A 19,496-nucleotide genomic window follows, 5' to 3' on the forward strand; every position below is an offset into this window, starting at 1 on the left:
TCCACGGTCGTCAATAAAAACTGTCAATCCATGTATCACACGAGCATTGACACTCAGCTTATTGCCTGTAGCAATCATCTATTTTGCTGCTTACAATTCGTCTCAAAAATGGCCGTCCTGACTACAAGTTCTCTCGTCAGGACGGCCATTTTTTGCTAGGACATCATTAAGTTTTGCCGCACCCCACTGGGGACCTCAGACTTGTCAACGGCCTTCCAGGTCTCGACATTTTGCCCCTTCGTCGTGATCTTCAGATAGCGGTGTGGTTTCAACACCCACTGTGACTCAAAGTGCAGCTTCCGTGATTCACCGTGTTGATTATAAGTCTGCATCTCGTAAACATACTCGTGCTCGCCACCGCCACCAATGTAATGCCGAATGGGCTTAATCGTCGTATCGGCGTAGACATCCTCGGTCTTTACCGCCGGATTAACGTTATCAATTGCCAAGGCCAGTTCCGAACCATGATTCTTCGTTAAATTCGGCGTGATAATAGCACCCGCCCCGATCAGAACAGCCAGTCCCCCAAACAATAGTCCCAGTTTCATCAAAAATTTCATTTTAAAAGCCCCCCCATATTGGTTAGCTACTAAAGTAACTAACTAGTTATCTTAGAATACCTGAGCCCGGCAATTCTGTCAACCACCTAGAAATTAAAAGATGATTAACCGCCGTTTCCGTATGCTCCAAACAACGACTACCCTATTTTTTTGCTGGCCTACCACGAAAAAAAGTGTCCTTGAATGATTTCCATTCAAAGGCACTTCTTCAGGTGTTCCCTTATTTATTTGGTTTCGGTCGAATCGTCATCGGACTGTGTCGTTGCGTCATTTGACGGATCTTCCAGCAAGGCCGACTTGATTCCCGGAATTCCGGTATCGTTGGCCTCCGCCTGAGCGCGATCCTTCTTTTCATTTAACACCCGAGCATCTTCATCTGACAAGATGGGGAGTGAAATCCGAAAGACCGAGCCATAACCCACAGCGCTTTCGATCATGATTCGGCCATGATAGGCCTCAATCAGTCGTTTGGCGATGGCTAATCCCAAGCCATTGCCACCCTTGGTCCGCGAGCGGGCCTTATCAACCCGATAGAAGCGGTTAAAGACCCGGTCACGGTTCTCCTGGGAAATACCCTCACCGAAGTCTTGAACGGCCACCTCGACGTTTCTAGAGTCACTCTCGAAGGTCAGGTGAATCTCTTTACGCGTCTGCGTGTATTTCACCGCGTTATCGAGCAGGATAATCAAAATCTGTTCCAAGTGATTCCGGTAGATCTGCGCCTGAACGGGTTGATGAACGTCATCATCCAGAATAAACACGAAGTCCGGGTGAATCATCTTAAAGTTATCGTAGACCTGTTGGACGACTTCACTAACGTCGGTGACCTCATTGGTATAGTTCACCTCAATCTGTTCAGCTCGTTGGAGATCCAGCATCTCTTGAACCAGACTCTTCATCCGCTTGGTTTCCTGCAGAGAGGCCTTGATGGATTCATCGAGTACCTCGGGATCATCCTTCCCCCAACGGTCCAGCATCTCCATGTGGCCCTGGATGATGGCCACTGGTGTCCGTAATTCATGGGAGACATCTTCCACGAATTGCTGTTGCTGATCCATGTAACCCTGCGTCGTATCGAGCATTCCATTGAAGAGATTCCCGAGATCGCTGAGTTCATCGGTATGCCGAATTTCCGGCACCCGTTTGTCCGTCTGGGGATCATCACGCACGGCGTGAATCGTCTCCCGAATGGCTTCAACCGGCCGCAGCAAGAACGAGGCCAGAATGTAACTGAGAATTGCCACTGCTAATCCGGCAATCAGTCCCAGGACAATGGCCACCTGAAAGAGCTTGACCTGTGTTGCCCGGTAGTCCTTCAGGTTATCCGTTACCTGAACGTAGCCTAATAGCTGATCGTTTTCCTTGCTATGGATGGGCATCCGTCCGACCAGATGCTTACGATTCTGCAGTGTGGTCACTGCGATGTGTTGCTTACCAACAGCCCTAAACTTGGCCGTCGTATCGCCCGTTGAAAAGAGCGGCTTCCCCTGCGTATCATACACCGTGACCGTCTGACTATCGCGGGCTAGGGTTGTAACCACCGCATTGTTGTAGGGTGTTCCCTGTTCGCTGCCACTGGTCTCATCGGCCAAAACGTTACGCGGTCGCAACAACTGGTCGACCTGACTAGCCGTCAAGGTCGCGCTCTGATTGCTCAACCGTTCTACCACGACATTTAGGGAATCCGCAACGTGGGTCTTTTCCTGGCGCATTAACACCGTCATGAAACTACTAAAGATTAAAATCACGATGGCCGCAAAGATAATTAAGACCCCAAAAGCCGTGGATAACGTCCACTCCCATTTAAGGGAGAAACGAAACCCCCGCTTTTTCTTGGGTTCTTCTTCATTTTCCGGCTCGCGATCCGTAATATTTATGGATTTCACGAACGCATCACGTACCCCGTGCCCCGAACCGTCTGAATGTAACTCTTCTGGCCGGCCACATCAATTTTATTCCGCAGGTAACGCACGTAGACATCCACCACGTTGGTTTCAACCTCGGATTCGTAACCCCAAACCTTGGTTAAGAGCACATCTCTGGCCAAAACAACATTAATGTTTTCCATTAAAGCCAGAAGTAATTCATATTCACGCTTGGTGAGATTGATGACTTCATCACCACGCCGAACGATCCGGTTTTCCTTTTCAATGGTGAGATCCTTAAACTTCACGGTCGTTTGCTTGGTGTTTTTCTGTTCACCTTCCAAATGAATCCGCCGAAGTAAGGCCCGCACCCGCGCCAACAGTTCTTCAATGGCAAATGGCTTAACGATGTAGTCGTCAGCACCATGGTCTAACCCGGAAACCCGGTCGATCACGGAATCACGCGCCGTCATCATGATAATGGGCGTGCTCTTCACTTCCCGAACACGACGAGCAACTTCAATCCCGTTAAGTTCTGGCAACATCAAATCCAGCAAAATAACGTCGAAGTCTTGGGACAGCGCTGCTTCCAGCCCCGTACGACCGTTGAACTGCACGTTAGTCTCATAACCTTCGTGCTTCAATTCAAGCTCGACAAAGCGGGCGAGATTTTTTTCATCTTCAATAATTAAAATTCGACTCATTGCGCTTTAACTCCTCTGACTAATTAAATGCGTCCGTTACCAAACAAATCCATACCGGTAGCGGACGTCCGTTATTCATTTCAACATTTAATTTTATCATAGTTTCTCATAATTGTATGCGAAAACCACCAGTCGCTTCACATTTATCTCATTTTTAACCTGTTAGATTTCTCATTTGGGGCGCTAAGCACTATAGCAACCGGTTGCATACAATTCTCTTTCTTGCTTATGAAAACCCTTCAAATTTTTTCTTTCACATTTAGACATTTACTTAATAATCCAAGAAAGCAACCATTGTTAGGTTTGCACAACGTATCCCGTTTCGATTTTTTTGTTTTTGTTCACATTTTCACTTGAAATTAACGATTTTTTTAGTATACTAGGCATTGTAGAAAAAAGAAAAGGGGTTTTTTGAAATGAAAGCTGCTGTTATTCGCGATTCAGTCGACGGTTACGTTGATATTAAAGATGTTACCTTACGTCCTATCACCCATGGTGAAGCCTTAGTTAAGATGGAATACTGTGGTCTCTGTCACACCGACTTACACGTTGCTGCTGGTGACTTCGGTAAGCAACCTGGCCGGATCATCGGACATGAAGGTGTTGGTCGTGTTATCCAAGTTGCCGACGATGTTGACAACTTAAAGATCGGTGACCGGGTTTCTATCGCTTGGTTCTTCAAGGGCTGTGGCCACTGTGAATACTGCCTGACTGGCCGCGAAACACTTTGCCGCAACGTTAAGAACTCTGGCTTCACGGTTGATGGTGCCATGGCTGAAGAATGTATCGTTGATGCTAACTACGCCGTTAAGGTTCCAGAAGGCTTGGACCCAGTCGAAGCTACTTCCCTCACCTGTGCCGGTGTTACCATGTACAAAGCACTTAAGACCGGTGAAACGAAGCCAGGTCAATGGGTTGAAGTTGTTGGTGCCGGTGGTTTAGGTAACTTGGCTATCCAATACGCTCACAATGTCTTCGGTGCCCACGTTATCGCCGTTGATGGTAACCCTGACAAGTTAGCTGCTGCCAAGAAGGACGGCGCTGAAATCTTAATCAACCGTCATGACGGTGACGTTGCTGAACAAATCCAAGAAAAGGTCGGCGGTGTTGATAACGCTCAAGTTACGGCCGTTACCAAGGACGCCTTCACCCAATCCGTTAACGCTTTGAAGCCAGATGGCAAGTTAGTTGCCGTTGCCTTACCTCAAGGTGATATGGAATTGAACATTGCCAAGACTGTTCTGGATGGTATCTCAGTTCGTGGTTCCTTAGTTGGTACCCGTCAAGACTTAGCTGAAACCTTCCAATTCGGTGCTGAAGGTAAGGTTCACCCTATCGTTCAAACCCGTCGTCTTGACGAAGTTAACGATATCATCGACGAAATGAAAGCTAACAAGATTGTTGGCCGGATGGTTGTCGACTTCACTAAGTAATTTCAACTAAACTTCAATGCTTCTAAAAACCCCACTCTGTCGTGAAGAGTGGGGTTTTGTTGTGGTCCAACACCTATTTATCTCATAATGATTGCCTGCCTTAACACCGAGAACGTCGTCGGCTCACGTTCTGGGCTCACTCAGCGCAACTGAAGATTACACCACTTCTCCCCCATGCACCTTCTCATGAGGCGATCTGACTCATTCAATGACGCCCGGCTTTCGCAAAACTAAGGTCTAAAAAAAGAGGATCAACCCCGATTGGGATTGATCCTCTTTTGAAAAATTCAGATTGAAGAAATTACTTCTTCAATGGGGCCCATTGCCACTTAGTGAATTCTTCGATATCATGACCTTCGTCACGAGTGATCTTCATGTGCTTAGCTAAGATGTCATCCATCTTCTTGTCGAAGTCTGCAGCAGCAGCCTTGTCAACAACGCCGTTAGCAACCAAGGTGTTAACAGCATCCTTAGCTTGGTGGAACCGGTCTAATTCGGAGTATACACGCATGTCGTAAGCAGTCGTGATATCACCATCTTCACGGTAACCATGAACGTGTAAGCCTAAGTGTTGACGTTCGTAGAAGAATGATTCGATCAAGTCTTCGTAACCGTGGAAGCCAAACAGAACTGGCGTACCAGATTCGCCGAAGAATGACGTGAATTCAGCATCGCTCAAGGCACGTTCGTCGTTCAGAGGGCCGTTCTTCTTTTGAAGACGTTCCAATTCAACAACGTTGACGTAACGCATCTTAACGGCTGGGAAAGCATTGTTAACCAAGCTAAGCGCAGCAAGCGTTTCGATGGTTGGTTCAACACCGGCAGAAGCAAAGACGATATCAGCATCTTCGCCTTCAGCAACAGTGGAAGCCCAGTCGATCGTCTTCAAACCAGTGTTAGCCAGTTCGTCGGCTTCGGCAACGGAGAACCATTGTTGACGTGGTTGCTTAGAAGCAACGATGTGGTTCAACTTTTGACGGTCCTTGAAGGCGCGGTCAAATACGGCCAAGAGTGAGTTGGCATCTGCTGGAAGGTACTGACGGATAAAGTCAGACTTCTTTTCAGATAAGTGAGTCAACATACCAGGGTCTTGGTGGGTGTAACCGTTATGGTCTTGTTGGAATACAGTAGAAGTAGAAACCAGGTTCAATGATGGGTAATCATTACGCCAGTCTTCTGCTGCGGCCTGACGGATCCACTTGAAGTGTTGCGTCGTCATTGAGTCGACAACCCGCAAGAATGATTCGTAAGACGTGAACACACCGGTACGACCAGTTAAGGTGTAACCTTCAAGCCAACCTTCAGCTTGGTGTTCTGATAATTGGGCATCCAAGATACGGCCTTCTGGAGCTTCGTATTGGTCATTTGGTTCCTTGACCTTACTCATCCATTGACGGTTGGTAATCTTGAACATTTCCCAAAGACGGTTAGACATCGTTTCATCAGGTCCGAAGATCCGGAATGATGATGGGTTCTTAGTGGCAACGCCAGCAAAGAAGGTTGACAGAACGTTCATATCCATGTTGCGGTTGCCATCTGGCAAGTTCGTCCCACGGTTACTTTCGTTGATGTCGTTAGCGTAGTCTTTCCAGTTAGGTAAGTCGAGCGTTTCTGGCTTTTCGCCACGTGCACGACCACCGTTAGCAACTGGGTTAGCAGCCATCCGCTTGTCACCCTTAGGTGCAAAGTCAGCGACTTCTGCCTTCAATGAACCGTCTGCATTGAATAATTCAGCAGGCTTGTATGAGTTCATCCATTCTTCGAATTCTGGTAATTCGTCGAAGTTGTTTTGACTCAAGCCAAGTGGAACTTGGTGAGCACGGAATGAGTTTTCAATTGGTTCGCCGGCTGGGTTCTTTTGAGGACCGCCCCAACCCTTTGGCAAACGTGCGATAACAACAGGCCAAGCGGCAACTTCACCGTCTTCGTACTTGCCGTTTTCACGAGCATCTTTTTGAATTTGCTTGATGTCAGCGATAGCTTGGTCAAATAACTTAGCCGCTTTTTCGTGGTAAGTCATGTAATCATGGATATCGTCGTTTTCAAGGAAGCGAGGTGACCAGCCCAAACCTTCGAAGAACTTAGCGATCTTGTCGTCGCTCATCCGTGAGAAGATCGTTGGGTTGGAAATCTTAAAGCCGTTTACGTCAAGGATAGGTAATACGGCACCATCGTTCTTAGGGTTCAAGAACTTGATGGAGTTCCATGCAGTCATAGCAGGACCAGTTTCAACTTCACCATCACCAACTACAGTAAATGCAATTTGGTCTGGGTTGTCTAAAACGGCACCAGTAGCATGGGAGAGAGAGTAACCAAGTTCCCCACCTTCATGGAGTGAACCAGGCGTTTGAGCAGTCATATGGGAACCAATCCCACCTGGGAATGAGAACCGCTTGTACAGACGTGCCATACCTTCGAGGTCCTGAGTAATTTCAGGGTAATCTTCAGTGTAGGTACCGTCTAAGTAGGCGTTGGTTACCATAACTTGGCCACCATGACCGGGACCACCGATATAGAACATGTTCAAGCCGTACTTGTTGATCAGACGGTTGGCGTGGGCATACAGGAACGTTTGTCCTGAGATAGTACCCCAGTGCCCGATAGGCTTAACCTTAACGTCTTCTTTTTTGATTGGTGTGTTGGTAACTGAGAACAATGGGTTGTCCTTCAGGAAAATCATACCACCGGAAAGATACGTTGTAGCACGCCACCAGGCGTCAACCTTTTCCAAGTATGACTTGGAATCGTAATCTACTGCCATGAATTTTACACTCCTTCGTTGAATAACATCCTTCTAAACAATTAACGTAAATCATTAGAGGTTAATTTTGTACTTCTTCATCATACTAAATTTTATCGAAAAGTCAACCTTTTTATAAATTGATACGGTCCAATTCGTAAAATTATCATTTACACGTTGGCATTTTTCGTGAAAATCAGCTGGTTTTTAGTCAAAATCGTGATTAAATTGTCCTCAGGATGCCCGCCACTACGCGATGTTCCGTCAAATGTGTCCCATAATCGCCACGTCATACTAAATTTTCCCAGCCAACGGCCACAAATTCATTTCTGGAAAGATTTTGCCGAAAAAAAGCACGTCGTCGCCTTACGCAAAAAAAATGACGCGTCTCAACCGACCAAAGTTTGGTCACAACTTTCGCCTGCCCTTTCCACCAACTAGTCTACCAAAGGAAAGTCAATTACCCTACTGTTATGCTTCACTTTTTACGAAGTCTTCACGTTTTTAATCACGGCCCCGTTGCGGCGCCCTGACGATTGAAAACAAATCAGCTATTTCAGAAGTCAAGACGTTTCTGAAATAGCTGATTTTAAGGGATGTCTCGGTTTCTTGCCAAGCACCCCTATTTGCTACGTTTAAGCCACCGTAATCTGGTGACGGCCATGTTGCTTGGAATAGTAAAGATTGCGATCAACCCGATTGTAAAAGTCCATGGGCGACTTATCCGTCGTCACAACGGCCGAAACGCCGATCGATAGGGTCACCCGAATGTCCTGAGCAGCCGTGTGAACCGTCAGTTGATTAATGGCTTCAAATATGTCTGTTGCCAGAGCACTAGCTGCCGCCACGTCGTACCCTGGACACAGAATGTTAAATTCCTCGCCACCGGTTCGATACAGCTTAATCTCAGGATCGGTCTTTGCCAAGACCTTACTGACCGTTGCCGCGACTTGTTGAAGCACGGCATCCCCCGCCGAATGACCATAGGTATCGTTCACCTGCTTAAAGTGATCGATGTCAAACATCACCATGGCTAAAGGCTGGCCCGTTTTGAGGCTCGCGACAAACTGGGTTCTCGCACTCTCGGTATACGCCGAAAAGTTCCCGGCAGCCGTCAGCGTGTCATGGCTGGCCAACCTCGCCAAGCGCACCTTCAACTCCCCATCGTGGGTAATCATGTTGACGTAAGCGTAGAGTAACGCCTCGAAAATAATTAAGTACAGCCACTGTTGCTGCATCGTCGTCCAACTAAAGTTGAATTTAAACTTCATCCAAACCCAGAGCACCCCTCCAAACGGAATCCCCACGCCCATGTAGATGGCCCAGGCAAATCGCTGGCCATGAAATCGCCGACGAATCCAGTTCATCGTCATGAAAAACGCAACCAACGTCACGGCGTATCCCCAAGATTGCCAATAGCCAAAGGAGCCATTAAAGAACATATAGGCCAAAACAATCGGTGGAAATAGATAGTAGACCAAGTGAATATTCAAAAAGTACGAACAGAAGATGACGGCCAACAACTGAAAGTTCATAAACTCCCACCCATTCGCGCTACCTAAAATCGGCGTCTGCATGCTAAAAACAAAAGCCAGCATATAGATCACACCGTACCATTCGTTAATCACGTCATCCGTAACGTTAAAAGCATGCCGATGAACCCAAGTATCAATCCAGTTAAGGGTCACCCAATAGAGGGTAAAGACACCCAAAATAAAGAAGATACTCGATACAAACGGCGGTACCTGCCATTGTGACCATGTCATAGTGAAACCCTTCTTCACTCGAAATTGGGGGGATGCTAAATTCAGGATTGGTGACACCTGGCCGACACCATCCCCTGGCGTCTTCCTTTCAGTGTAACCAATGACCCGACATCTTTTAGTTCCTATTACCCATTAAATTGATGACTAACTTAAGTATGCCAGGAAATACCCCCAAAAAGCAACTGGTCAACCGGGCCTATCTGTTCCCCTGATAGTTAACCTCAAATCTTGACGATTGGACGGCCCGAATCTCGTCCACATGTCCAAGCCAAACTAGCCACGCTGACAAGGCTGTCCCGTTGTCTTTTTTACAAAAAGTAAGTATAATTTAACATGATATATACCGTTTCGATTAAAAACTTGTAGGGCAAATCATCTATTAATTCATCAAACAGTAAAAGGGAAGGCCATTTTTATGAAAGTTGTTGTTGTCGGTTGTACGCATGCTGGAATTGCTGCTGTTAAACAGGTCTTAAAAAATTATCCGGAAGCAGACATTACCGTCTACGAACGGCAGAAGAATATTTCATATTTATCCTGTGCCACTTACCTCCACATTGAAGGCACCGTTCGTTCTTTAGCCGATACTTTCTACGCAGAGCCCGATGACTTCACCAAACAGGGCGTTCAGATGAAGATTCAATACGATGTGATTGCGATCAATGCCCAAACGCACACGCTAGTCGCCCAGGACCTCCTCACGAAGGAAAAGGTAACGGATACCTATGATAAGTTGATCTTAGCTACCGGCTCCATTACGGCAATTCCGGCCATCACTGGCATTGAAAACCCCAAGGTCCTCCTGTGCAAGACCTACGATCAGGCCCACGACCTCTGTGAAGCAGCCGATGATCGTCACCGGGTCGCCATCATCGGTGGTGGCTACATTGGGGTCGAATTAGCCGAGGGTTACGCCCGCACTGGTCACGAGGTCACTTTGGTCCAAAAACCCGCACAGTTGTTAAATGGCTACCTGGAACCCGAGCTCGCCCAAAGAATAACGACCCTACTCACAAAAAATGGGGTGCGTGTGTTAACCGGCACCCAAGTCACTCGATTTGATAATACGCCGGCGGGCAACCTGCTCATCAGCACCACGGGCGAGCCATTCGAAGTCGACATGGCGGCCGTTAGTGCCGGAATGTTGCCCCAAACGGATTTGTTGGCCGGCCAGGTTAGCATGACGCCCAAAGGGGCCATCATCACGGATGACTACATGCAAACCTCCGATCCAGATATTCTGGCCGCCGGAGACAATGCCGTGGTCCACTACAACCCCACGCAGTCACTCTCCTATTCGCCACTCGTTTCCCACGCGATTCGTCAGGGCGCATTGGCCGGTATCAACACCTTTGAGCGGCGGGTCCGGACGATCGGCACGCAAGCCTCAACGGGGATGTTGGTCTTTAATCACACGATTGCCTGTGTTGGCATGACCATGCGTGCGGCCGAAGCCGCCCACTTAAACGCGGCGAACGTCCATTATGAAGGTTCCTACCGTCCCGATTTTATGCCCGAAGCTTATCAAGTCACCATCGAGCTAATTTATGATCGCAACAATCGGCAAATTCTGGGGGCGGAATTAATCAGTGAGCATGACGTTTCTCAGGCCGCCAATACCATCTCTACGCTGATGCAAAACCACGCGACTATCGATCAACTGGCCCTCGTGGACATGCTGTTCTCACCTAATTTCAGCCAACCCTTTAACTACTTGAACTTGGCCGGTCAGATGGCAGTGGAACAGGAACATGGTTACTTACGATCCTAATAAAAGTGAGCGTCGTAAACGACTCATAACGATTTAAATTCACCACAAACAGCACATACGCCTTAGATCCGCCACAGGATCTGGCCGTATGTGCTGTTTTCGATAAAATCCCCTGATTTAACCCTTTTGTGCGTACAGCGTTTTAAGGGTCTTCAGATCCGCAGTCGATAGACGTAAGTGGCCCTGATCAAACGGATACATGCTCGACTGACGACTCTTACTATGGTCTAACCCCACCGCGTGCCCCAATTCATGAAGGGCTACCGACGTCCGAATACCAGCATGCGGGTGAGCCAGGTTCAAGCCTGCTCGTGCCCGATTGATCGTGTAGGTCCCCAAGCCCACATACCGTTGAATCTCCGGCCCTCCTTCCCCTAATTCAAGGAAGTTCGGTTGCTCCGCCGAGTTGCCCTTGGTGTAGGTGAAAAAGGTAATGCCATTTTGCCGCTGCTGCGGCCGCCCCGCAACCAGCCTTACCAGACCAGTCTGATTGTAAATCGTCACCGCTTCCTCAAATACGGGTCGGACATTAAGCGGCACGTTCGTCGCAAAGTGGTAATAATAGGTCGCTTTTAGAGGATACTCCGCGGCAATCTTCTCTACCGGTGTCCCTGCTTGGCTCTCATTACCCGATAAACTGGTTCCTAAACGATGCATCACCCGGTCGATGTGCACCTGGTAGAAACCTAAGCTCTGCGGAACGCCCATTCTGATTGCGCCAAAAATTCCCGCCACCACTAAAATCAACAGCAATCGCCGCTTCCACATGCTTGCAATTCTCCTCCTTCTTGTAAAACTATTACCAGTTTAGCCGTCTTATACGCAAAAATATAGGGGCGTCTCCCAAATCATGCAAGAATAACCGGCTTCACGGTTAAAATTGACATCCCTAATTATAATCATCATTATATTTTAATCTTGAGTGTTATTACGACAGGGATTGGCTACTCCCAAACTTGATTATGAGAATTCAACAATAATCTGTTTTTTTCTCACTCGATCACACGACAAGAACACCTCTGGTCGCTGAAACGCTGTGGAAATATGAAAAGCAGGACCAAAAAAGACGTCCGCGCACATTTGCCCAAACGTCTCTTGATTTACAGCTCAAGTAAGGCTGCCGGCGTATCTAGCAAATACGTCGGTTTTTCAGCTTTCACGGACGCCGGGTCTGCGGCACCCCACATTGCCCCCGCCGTGGCGACACCGGCATTGTGGCCCATGCGTATGTCATACTTGGCATCCCCAATCATCACACTGTGCTGGGGATCCAGATCAAACCGCGCCATCAGGTCCAAAATACCATCCGGAGCTGGCTTATAATGCGCCACCCTATCCGAACCACAAATCGCCGCAAAGGACTGCCCCAACCCCACTTGATCTAGATTACGTTGGAGCGGCGTCGAATGCTTACTGGATACCACGTAAAGGCGCTTCCCGCGGGCGTTCAATGTCGTGATCGTTGCTGGTATTCCCTCAAACACCGTAATCCCCGTCCGTTCAGCACGCTGATACTGCTGACGAAATTCTGTGAACAGGGCTTCCAACTCGGGCGTGCTCAGGGGAACCGTCGCCATCTGAGCGAAGGACACCTCGATTGGCACGCCCATGTAACCCACGATGGCTTCACGCGTCGGCGCAACTAACCCCTTAGCGACGTAAGCCTGTTGGGTGGCCACCACAGCCACGTTACTGGAATCAGCCAGTGTATTATCAAAATCAAAGAAAAAGTTATCCATACTTAGTCTCCTGTGACCATCAAGGCCGCGCGAATGGTTGTTAAAACGCCATCATGCTCGTTATCAACACTGGTCACACGACTCGCCGCCGCCTGAACACTGGCGGGCGCATTCCGCATGGCCCAGCTGTGGTGTGCAAATTTCAGCAAAGGCACGTCATTTGCACCATCGCCAAAGGCCATGACTTCATCGGCCGTTATCTGCCAACGATCAGCTAGCCATTGCACGGCCGGCAACTTGCCCACGTTCGCAGCGACCACATCGACAACACCATAACCGCTGTCATGTGCGCGGAGTCGTCCACCAAAGTATGTGTTCAGGTCCGCCACGAGCTTAGCCCCTTGGCCCGGTGCCGTGGAGATACTGATCTTCTTAATCCGATCAGTCACCGCACTGAGGTCTGGTACCTGCTGCAGATTATCATAAAACTTTTCGGCGGCATCAATTAACACTTGCGGCGCACCCGTCTCGGTGTAAGACCCCTTCTGACCCACTAGAATGACATATGCCGACTTGAGGAAGTCCTGCTGACGGTCAACCGTCACAAACTGGTGAACCTGCTCATCACTCAGACTGCCATCAAAGACCTGTTGGCCCTGTAAGTAGATGGAGGCACCGTTCTCCGCAACGATCGCCAAATTATCAGCCATCACCTCGTGAAACAATTTTTCCAAATGGGTGAACTGATTCCCCGAGGAGAGCACTAACTGCACCCCACGTTGTCCCAGGGCCTGTAGTGTCTGCTTGAACAGTGGCAGATTGAAAGTCTGGTCATTGTGTAGTAACGTCCCGTTTAAATCGGTCGCGATTAATTTAATTGCCAAAATTTCACTCCTCAAATTTCGTTAATGTCGTCATTATACCTTTTTTCCCCAACCTGACGCAAAGGCCAGCTTACTTTTTTGGTGCCAAATTGGTTCGGCACGGCCGCTCAAACCAAGCGTGGTCAAAATCGAGAACGAACGCTTTCACTGATCTTGCCTAAATACCGTGAATCATCAGCCCCTCAACACTTTACAGGAAGCGGTGCATTTATGACTAAACGAATTGCCCGCCAATTGTTGTCGCCACCACCACTATTGGATCACTCGTCAGCCATTTTGCCACTAAAAGAATCTCACGTTTAGCAGTTAGGTTGGCGGTCGATCGAATAATAGTCTCCCCATAGGCTTCATTAGCGCGAAGCTGGTACGATACAGTTGCCACTGGATAGATGAGACAGTCTGCCAACCTCGACTTGGTATCGACTCATTTTGCGATGTACGTCCATACCAGGCAATCGTTTGATGTTGTTAAGATTTAGTTTGTCATAGATTGGAGGAGAAAAACATGCGTGCTTTAAAATTGTGGCCCCGCGTTGGGAGCGCAGTTATGGTTGCGGCGGCAGCCCTATTACTCTCGCCTTTAGCCGCCGGCGCATCCGGGCCCGGAACCGCGACCAATAACCTAACCAATGTTTCTGGCGGCTACGTTGCGGACAGCTCTGGCAACGCCGAGGCCACATCCAATGCCGAATTTACCGTTACAGCCGGCACTTTAAGCCTGAATCAAGTACCAAACATCATGTTGGGCAATGTCAGCGTTAAGGACATTGCGACCGCTGACACAAAGCTTCCAGTTGCCAGTGGTGCCCCAACTGCCGGCACCGCTTACGATGGCAACAATACCGGCACCTTAAACGTTACCGATTATCGGGGAGACAACGCCGGCTGGTCCCTGACCGTAGGCATGAGCCCATTTGTCTCTGGAAAAGCCGCGATTACGCAAGCCACTCTGAATCTCGATCAAACACCGGGATCCTTAGACAACAGCGCTACCGCAGCCCCTAAGAGTCTAAAGTTGGCGCAGTCGACCGTCACTAACGGCTGGATTGCAAGCCCCCAGTTACTTTGGGATGCCGCTGCGAACACCGGTGAAGGTACCAACACCGCAACAACGGCCACTAGCAGTAATTTACTGGTCACTAAACAGTCAAACGTCGTAGCAGGGACCTACGACGCGACCCTGTACTGGGCGCTGCAAAATGCCCCAGCAACGACGCCCGCAACGTAACAACGTCGTATTGGACCTGTCAATCACACACGTATGAGGCGCCACTCGATAAAATCATCGGGGAGCGCCTCATATGTGCCGGTGTCATGACGTCACAAGAATCATGAGAAAGGTCGTGCTGAGAATGAAAGTGAAATGGCTTTATAGTTGGCTAGGCATCCTCGTCCTCCTAGTGGGCGCATTGGGTGGTGCATCTCCAGCCACGGCCGCCAAGGTCCCGGCTAACTTTGCGGCGACCCCGTTGCTCCCTAAAAATCAGCTGTCGAGCAAGGTCGGTTACTTTGATCTGCAGGTAACGCCGGGCGCAACGCAGGTGTTAAAGCTAGCCGTGACTAATGCCAGCAGTTCTCAGCGAACCCTTCAAGTGATGCCGGTCAATGCCACTACTGCCGACAGCGGTAACGCCGTCTATATCCCCTCAAAGCGGACTGATCCCTCGGCCCAAACCACATTTACTAAGATGACCTCGGGCGCGGTCACCGTGACTTTGGCGCCCCATCAAGGAAAGACCGTAACGTTCCACACGCAAATTCCGGCGGCCGGCTTTTCGGGGCAAGTGCTAGGTGGTCTCTTCGTAACTGACCCCCACGCCACGGCCTCAACGGCAGAAAATGGAGACGCTTCCGACTTTCATTTAAACAACCGGTACGCCGAAGTAACGGCCGTCTCCCTTCAGTGTCAGCCCAACCAGAAACAACGAATCAACCTGCAGCTTGCGCGCGTCGGTGTCCACCGGGCCGATTCACAGCCCACCGCTTTTGCCCGCCTGCGCAACCTGACCCCCGCCCTTTTTGGCGACCTACAAATTGACGCGCGCGTCGTGCAAAACAGTACGGGTAAACAAATCGCCACACAAACCCTGAGCAACGGGTCGATGGCCCCTAACAGTTGGTTTAACGACAACGTCAATCTGGGCAACAACCCTCTCGATGCCGGCAAGTATACCCTCAAGCTCCACGCTACCAGTGGAAAACGTGTCTGGAACTTTAGCGGTTCGTTCGTATTGACCCGCCGACAGTCAGTAGAGCACAATTCTCTGATTAAATCGGACCGGCAACCGACTTACTGGTGGATCTGGTGGCTGATTCTGGCACTACTGCTAGCGCTCCTGCTCGCCATTGGGGCTTACTGGTTAGGCAAACGCCGTGCGCGCGCGACTGATGATGACGATGCCGACAAGGACGCATAAGTTGGGAGGGCTGGATATGACATTGCAACGACAACTCGGACGCTTCGCGATAGGGCTCTTAATCGGGCTCAGTTGGTTAGGTTGGGGGATTTCCGCCAGTGCCGCCAGCGCGCCCCAAGACCCAACGTCTCCCCCAGTGTCCATCATGGGTATCAATCTGGCAGGTGGATTCACGCAAGAACCCATCGATTCCAACGATGTTTCCGGGAGTTCCGTCACCTTATCAGCGAAGGGAACCCGTAACATCTTGGAAGCCTTAAGCAATCCCTTTGGCAGTCGGAAATTCGTTTGGTGGGAGTCCACAGATGGTGGCACCACTTACAGCAAGGTCGGCTCAAACAGCCAAACTTACCAATTCACTGCGCCTAGCGTTAGCAAGACCACGCCCCTGTATTTTCAATGTGAATACGACTTTACCGGAATCGGCTTCTTCTACAGTGAGTGGTCACGAATCGCGACCGTCAACGTTTCACCCAACCGAATTCCCGCAACAGGGATTCACGTCACGTCAGATAGTCCTGGCTTGTACAACGGCGAGTCTACCACCGTGCATGCCGCTCTGACGCCCACCACCGCGACTGACCCCATCACCTGGACCAGTAGTAACCCCGGATTGGCCTCGGTTGACGAATATGGTAACGTGATCGCAGCCGATACTTCCAGCAGCACCAGTGGTACTGCCAACGACCATGGCATCGTCACCATTACCGGAGCCGTCAATGGCCACAAGGATTCCGTTAAGATCATGATTGGTGCCCTGCAGGACGTCTCGGTTAACGAAGGCAAAGATGCGACCTTTACCCTAAAGGACCTGCCGAGTGGTATGTCCGTTGCGGACTGGTATCGTGTTGACCAAGATGGCACGGTGACGTCGCTAGACACCACAAGCAATAGCTACACGATTAACAAAGCGAGTGTGTTAGGCGACAACGGAACCTCCTACTACGCGACGCTCAACTACACGATCAACGGGAGTACCAAATCGGTTAACACCAACGCAGCCTTACTGACGGTCAACAAAAGTGGCTTGCTCTCACTAACGGCAGTCCCCAGCTTCAATTTTGGGACAATCGATGTCGCAACCCTGATTCAAGGGGATGCTACCCTAGACAACATGGATACGACCACCACGGGTAGTGCGCACGATGGCAACGACAATGGTGAACTCACGATCTTTGATAGTCGGACGACTGGTGGCAACTGGACACTAACCGCCAGTTTGGCACCCTTCACGCTAGCTAACACAGGTGGCGGTCATTTAGGGGCCGTTAACCTCGACCTTTACGATCCCACAGCGCGGTTAGATGAAAATGTGCCGTCAAACAATATGGCGACTAAAATCTACACCTCCAGCGACTACGACGGCCAGACCTTTGACGTCACCAACAGTCAGCTTGACTTTACCCAAGACTCTCAAGTAATCAGTGGTGACTACGAAAGCATCATCACCTGGACCCTGTCGGTGGCACCGAGTTAAGCGTGGTGATCCCCTATTCGCCACGAGATGGCGCCATCACGCAAAAACCGACTCTTTCAGAAGTGGTTGATGTTCTGAAAGAGTCGGTTCCATTTTGGTAAATAAAGCGTCAAAAAAACTCCCAGAAGCCGCGGACTTCATGGGAGTTTTTTGAACTAAATTAAATTAGTTGTTTGCGTTCTTAACCGCAACGACCTGACGGCCATCGTAGAAACCGCAACTTGGGCAAACCATGTGTGACTTACGTAATTCACCACAGTTAGGGCAAGCAGTTAAATTAGGCGTGGTTAACTTGATGTGACCACGACGCATAGCTTTTTTCGTCTTAGACGTTTTCCGTGCTGGTACAGCCAAAGAAAACACCTCCTTCAAATAAAATTATATCCACTAGTGAAAAAATTTTTAAGGCTTACAAAGAGGATTATTGATCATCCTGATCAGGGAAGAAATCCTTTAACTTTGCAAGACGTGGATCAACTGATTGATTTTCTTTCTCAACCGCTTCAAGGTTCTCTTCGGAAACGACTTCCCAGTCTTGACCGGTTGGCATCGCTTCGCCCTGTTGTTCGGCGTCAGAAAGAATGTGCATCGGAATCTCTAAAATAATGTTATCGCCGACGGCCTTGTTTAAATCAATCTGGTCATCGGTGACCACCATCACAACGTCGGTCTTCTCAAACCGTTGGGTTGCCGTGGGATCAGAAACATAAAACTCCGTCATCTTAAAATCAACGGGTAAATCAACCGGTGCTAATGACCGGCTAGACGGGACCGTTAAGTCCGCCGTTACCTGTGCGACAATGACAACATCTCCGCCACTCACGACGGAGGCAATCCCCTTCGCGTGAACGGGACTAATGTCCAACACCTCGTTACCATAGCGTTCAATCAAATCAGCCTTTAAGTCTAAGGTTTCATCGAACATCAACGGATCATTTCGGTGATTCTTTCGCAGTTCGGTCAACGACCATTTCATCGCAATCCCTCCAATGCAACGTGATAAATTATACCTGTCAAAAAATGTGATGTCAAGGTAATTTCCTTGATAGTCACTCTGAAAGCGTTATTTTTACGGGAATTCGGCCATAATCCTGGGGAACTCCCGTAATCAAAGTCCGCAGTGCCCCCAACCGATCGTCGAGCGCACCGGGGCCTTTTTGCCAATCACGATCGGCCCGACTGATTAAGGGGAGCGTCACCTGCTTCTTGATCTGATGCAAGTACCGTTGACCGGTTGCTGAATACCCCAGTACGCGCAGATATTCGGGCTCCGCCTGCATCTCTGCGGGCTTCATCTGGCCCAGCAAGTATGCCGACTGCCGCTGTAACCGCGTGTAAGTGTACCGTTTGGTCTTCACCGCGTGCATGAAGTCCGCAAAGGTCGCACTGTCGAGCGCGGCCCGTTTCAACCGGTACTCAACGCCCTCAGTGATCTGATACATCTGACGTAAGTCGGCAACATCGCCACTAACCAGCTGATACCGCAGATACGGCCAGAAGTCAGTCCAACTGGTCAACTGCGCGGCCCTCAACAAGCTCTGGGTCGTTGCTGGGACAACCGCGGTTACCGCAGCCCAATCCCCCGCCAACGCCGCGGAACGGATGGCCGTTGCGCTGGCAAACTGACTGGCTGCCGCAATCGCAGGATCATTGTGCTGACTCCCTTTGCGCGCCAACGCCAACAGTTCCAGCGGGTTTCCCTGCCGACGATTGGCCAGTGCATAGAAGAACCCCAGAATATCATTCGCAGCACTCAGGGTAATCCCTGTCTGCTCACGAAGATAGCCCTGAAACAATGACGCATAGGTCTGATCGAACCGCTTGAACGTGGCCGGATCAGTCGGCAGATTGGCCATGAGCCGTTCGTAATCCATCTCGGGATGTTCACTGCCAAAAGCCAACCAGCGACACTGTAACGCCGCTAGCAGGGCGACCCCGCCCGACGCAAACAAATGTGCCGGTTGTACCGCAATCGCTGTGGGCAACTCAACCACAAGGTCAACGCCACCTGCAATTGCCGCCTGCGTGCGCTGCCACTTGTCCATCAGTGCGGGCTCGCCGCGTTGAACCCAGTTGCCACTCATTGCTGCAATGACGACATCGGCTCCTGTACGGGCCTTAGCCTGTGCCACCTGGTAGGTGTGCCCATTATGAAAAGGATTATATTCCGCAATGATGCCAACCGCCTGTAGTGTCATCC

Annotated in this window: 16 protein-coding genes; 5 read left to right on the forward strand and 11 right to left on the reverse strand. The window is 49.7% G+C overall.

The features are described from left to right. Positions 1–155 precede the first annotated feature (155 nt). The 3 genes from FD28_RS12535 to FD28_RS12545 all read right to left on the reverse strand — a co-directional run bounded on the left by FD28_RS12535 (position 156) and on the right by FD28_RS12545 (position 3,129). A complete protein-coding gene (locus FD28_RS12535) occupies positions 156–560 on the reverse strand; it encodes a YxeA family protein (RefSeq protein WP_057735388.1) in 405 nt (134 codons plus the stop codon). 224 nt (positions 561–784) lie between these two features. Beyond that, positions 785–2,446: a HAMP domain-containing sensor histidine kinase gene (locus tag FD28_RS12540; protein WP_191982178.1), complete on the reverse strand. Its 1,662-nt coding sequence runs from the start codon at positions 2,444–2,446 to the stop codon at positions 785–787. Further along, positions 2,443–3,129, reverse strand: a complete 687-nt coding sequence (locus tag FD28_RS12545; protein WP_020090053.1) for a response regulator transcription factor — start codon at positions 3,127–3,129, stop codon at positions 2,443–2,445. The genes FD28_RS12540 and FD28_RS12545 overlap by 4 nt, the downstream gene beginning before the upstream one ends. Positions 3,130–3,545: 416 nt before the next feature. On the opposite strand from FD28_RS12545, the gene adhP reads away from it, so the two are divergent. Then, positions 3,546–4,562 (forward strand): alcohol dehydrogenase AdhP, encoded by a 1,017-nt coding sequence (gene adhP, locus FD28_RS12550; RefSeq protein ID WP_057735389.1) that lies wholly within the window; start codon positions 3,546–3,548, stop codon positions 4,560–4,562. A gap of 301 nt (positions 4,563–4,863) precedes the next feature. Here the strand turns inward: adhP and FD28_RS12555 are convergent, their stop codons facing one another. Both FD28_RS12555 and FD28_RS12560 read right to left on the reverse strand, forming a co-directional pair. Next, the gene (locus tag FD28_RS12555) at positions 4,864–7,323 is read right to left on the reverse strand and encodes a phosphoketolase family protein (RefSeq protein ID WP_057735390.1); all 2,460 of its coding nucleotides are present in this window, start codon (positions 7,321–7,323) and stop codon (positions 4,864–4,866) included. Between the two features lie 614 nt (positions 7,324–7,937). Next, positions 7,938–9,068: a GGDEF domain-containing protein gene (locus FD28_RS12560; protein ID WP_057735391.1), complete on the reverse strand. Its 1,131-nt coding sequence runs from the start codon at positions 9,066–9,068 to the stop codon at positions 7,938–7,940. A gap of 415 nt (positions 9,069–9,483) precedes the next feature. Between FD28_RS12560 and FD28_RS12565 the strand changes: the two genes are divergently transcribed. Next, complete coding sequence (locus FD28_RS12565; RefSeq protein ID WP_057735392.1) at positions 9,484–10,839, forward strand: FAD-dependent oxidoreductase; 1,356 nt, start codon at positions 9,484–9,486, stop codon at positions 10,837–10,839. A gap of 117 nt (positions 10,840–10,956) precedes the next feature. Here FD28_RS12565 and FD28_RS12570 read toward each other — a convergent pair whose 3' ends face one another. The 3 genes from FD28_RS12570 to FD28_RS12580 all read right to left on the reverse strand — a co-directional run bounded on the left by FD28_RS12570 (position 10,957) and on the right by FD28_RS12580 (position 13,402). Continuing rightward, positions 10,957–11,607 carry a matrixin family metalloprotease gene (locus FD28_RS12570; protein ID WP_057735393.1) on the reverse strand — a complete coding sequence of 217 codons (651 nt, stop codon included), beginning with the start codon at positions 11,605–11,607 and terminating at the stop codon, positions 10,957–10,959. Positions 11,608–11,939: 332 nt separating this feature from the next. Then, a complete protein-coding gene (locus FD28_RS12575; RefSeq protein ID WP_057735394.1) occupies positions 11,940–12,578 on the reverse strand; it encodes an HAD family hydrolase in 639 nt (212 codons plus the stop codon). Between the two features lie 2 nt (positions 12,579–12,580). Next, positions 12,581–13,402, reverse strand: coding sequence for a Cof-type HAD-IIB family hydrolase (locus tag FD28_RS12580; protein ID WP_057735395.1), 822 nt, complete (start codon positions 13,400–13,402; stop codon positions 12,581–12,583). A gap of 505 nt (positions 13,403–13,907) precedes the next feature. On the opposite strand from FD28_RS12580, the gene FD28_RS12585 reads away from it, so the two are divergent. The 3 genes from FD28_RS12585 to FD28_RS12595 all read left to right on the forward strand — a co-directional run bounded on the left by FD28_RS12585 (position 13,908) and on the right by FD28_RS12595 (position 17,296). Then, positions 13,908–14,630, forward strand: a complete 723-nt coding sequence (locus tag FD28_RS12585; RefSeq protein ID WP_057735396.1) for a WxL domain-containing protein — start codon at positions 13,908–13,910, stop codon at positions 14,628–14,630. A 124-nt stretch (positions 14,631–14,754) separates the two neighbouring features. Further along, a complete protein-coding gene (locus FD28_RS12590) occupies positions 14,755–15,819 on the forward strand; it encodes a WxLIP family cell surface protein (protein ID WP_157059905.1) in 1,065 nt (354 codons plus the stop codon). A gap of 16 nt (positions 15,820–15,835) precedes the next feature. Then, a complete protein-coding gene (locus FD28_RS12595) occupies positions 15,836–17,296 on the forward strand; it encodes a WxL domain-containing protein (RefSeq protein ID WP_057735398.1) in 1,461 nt (486 codons plus the stop codon). Between the two features lie 165 nt (positions 17,297–17,461). Here FD28_RS12595 and rpmF read toward each other — a convergent pair whose 3' ends face one another. The 3 genes from rpmF to FD28_RS12610 form a co-directional block, all read right to left on the reverse strand. Next, complete coding sequence (gene rpmF / locus FD28_RS12600; RefSeq protein WP_057735399.1) at positions 17,462–17,650, reverse strand: 50S ribosomal protein L32; 189 nt, start codon at positions 17,648–17,650, stop codon at positions 17,462–17,464. Between the two features lie 67 nt (positions 17,651–17,717). Continuing rightward, positions 17,718–18,272 (reverse strand): YceD family protein, encoded by a 555-nt coding sequence (locus tag FD28_RS12605; RefSeq protein ID WP_057735400.1) that lies wholly within the window; start codon positions 18,270–18,272, stop codon positions 17,718–17,720. Positions 18,273–18,345: 73 nt separating this feature from the next. Further along, a complete protein-coding gene (locus FD28_RS12610) occupies positions 18,346–19,494 on the reverse strand; it encodes a nucleotidyltransferase (RefSeq protein WP_057735401.1) in 1,149 nt (382 codons plus the stop codon). Positions 19,495–19,496 lie beyond the last annotated feature (2 nt).

Origin of the sequence: Levilactobacillus hammesii DSM 16381 (assembly GCF_001434395.1) — a bacterium.
Taxonomy (GTDB): Bacteria; Bacillota; Bacilli; order Lactobacillales; family Lactobacillaceae; genus Levilactobacillus; species Levilactobacillus hammesii.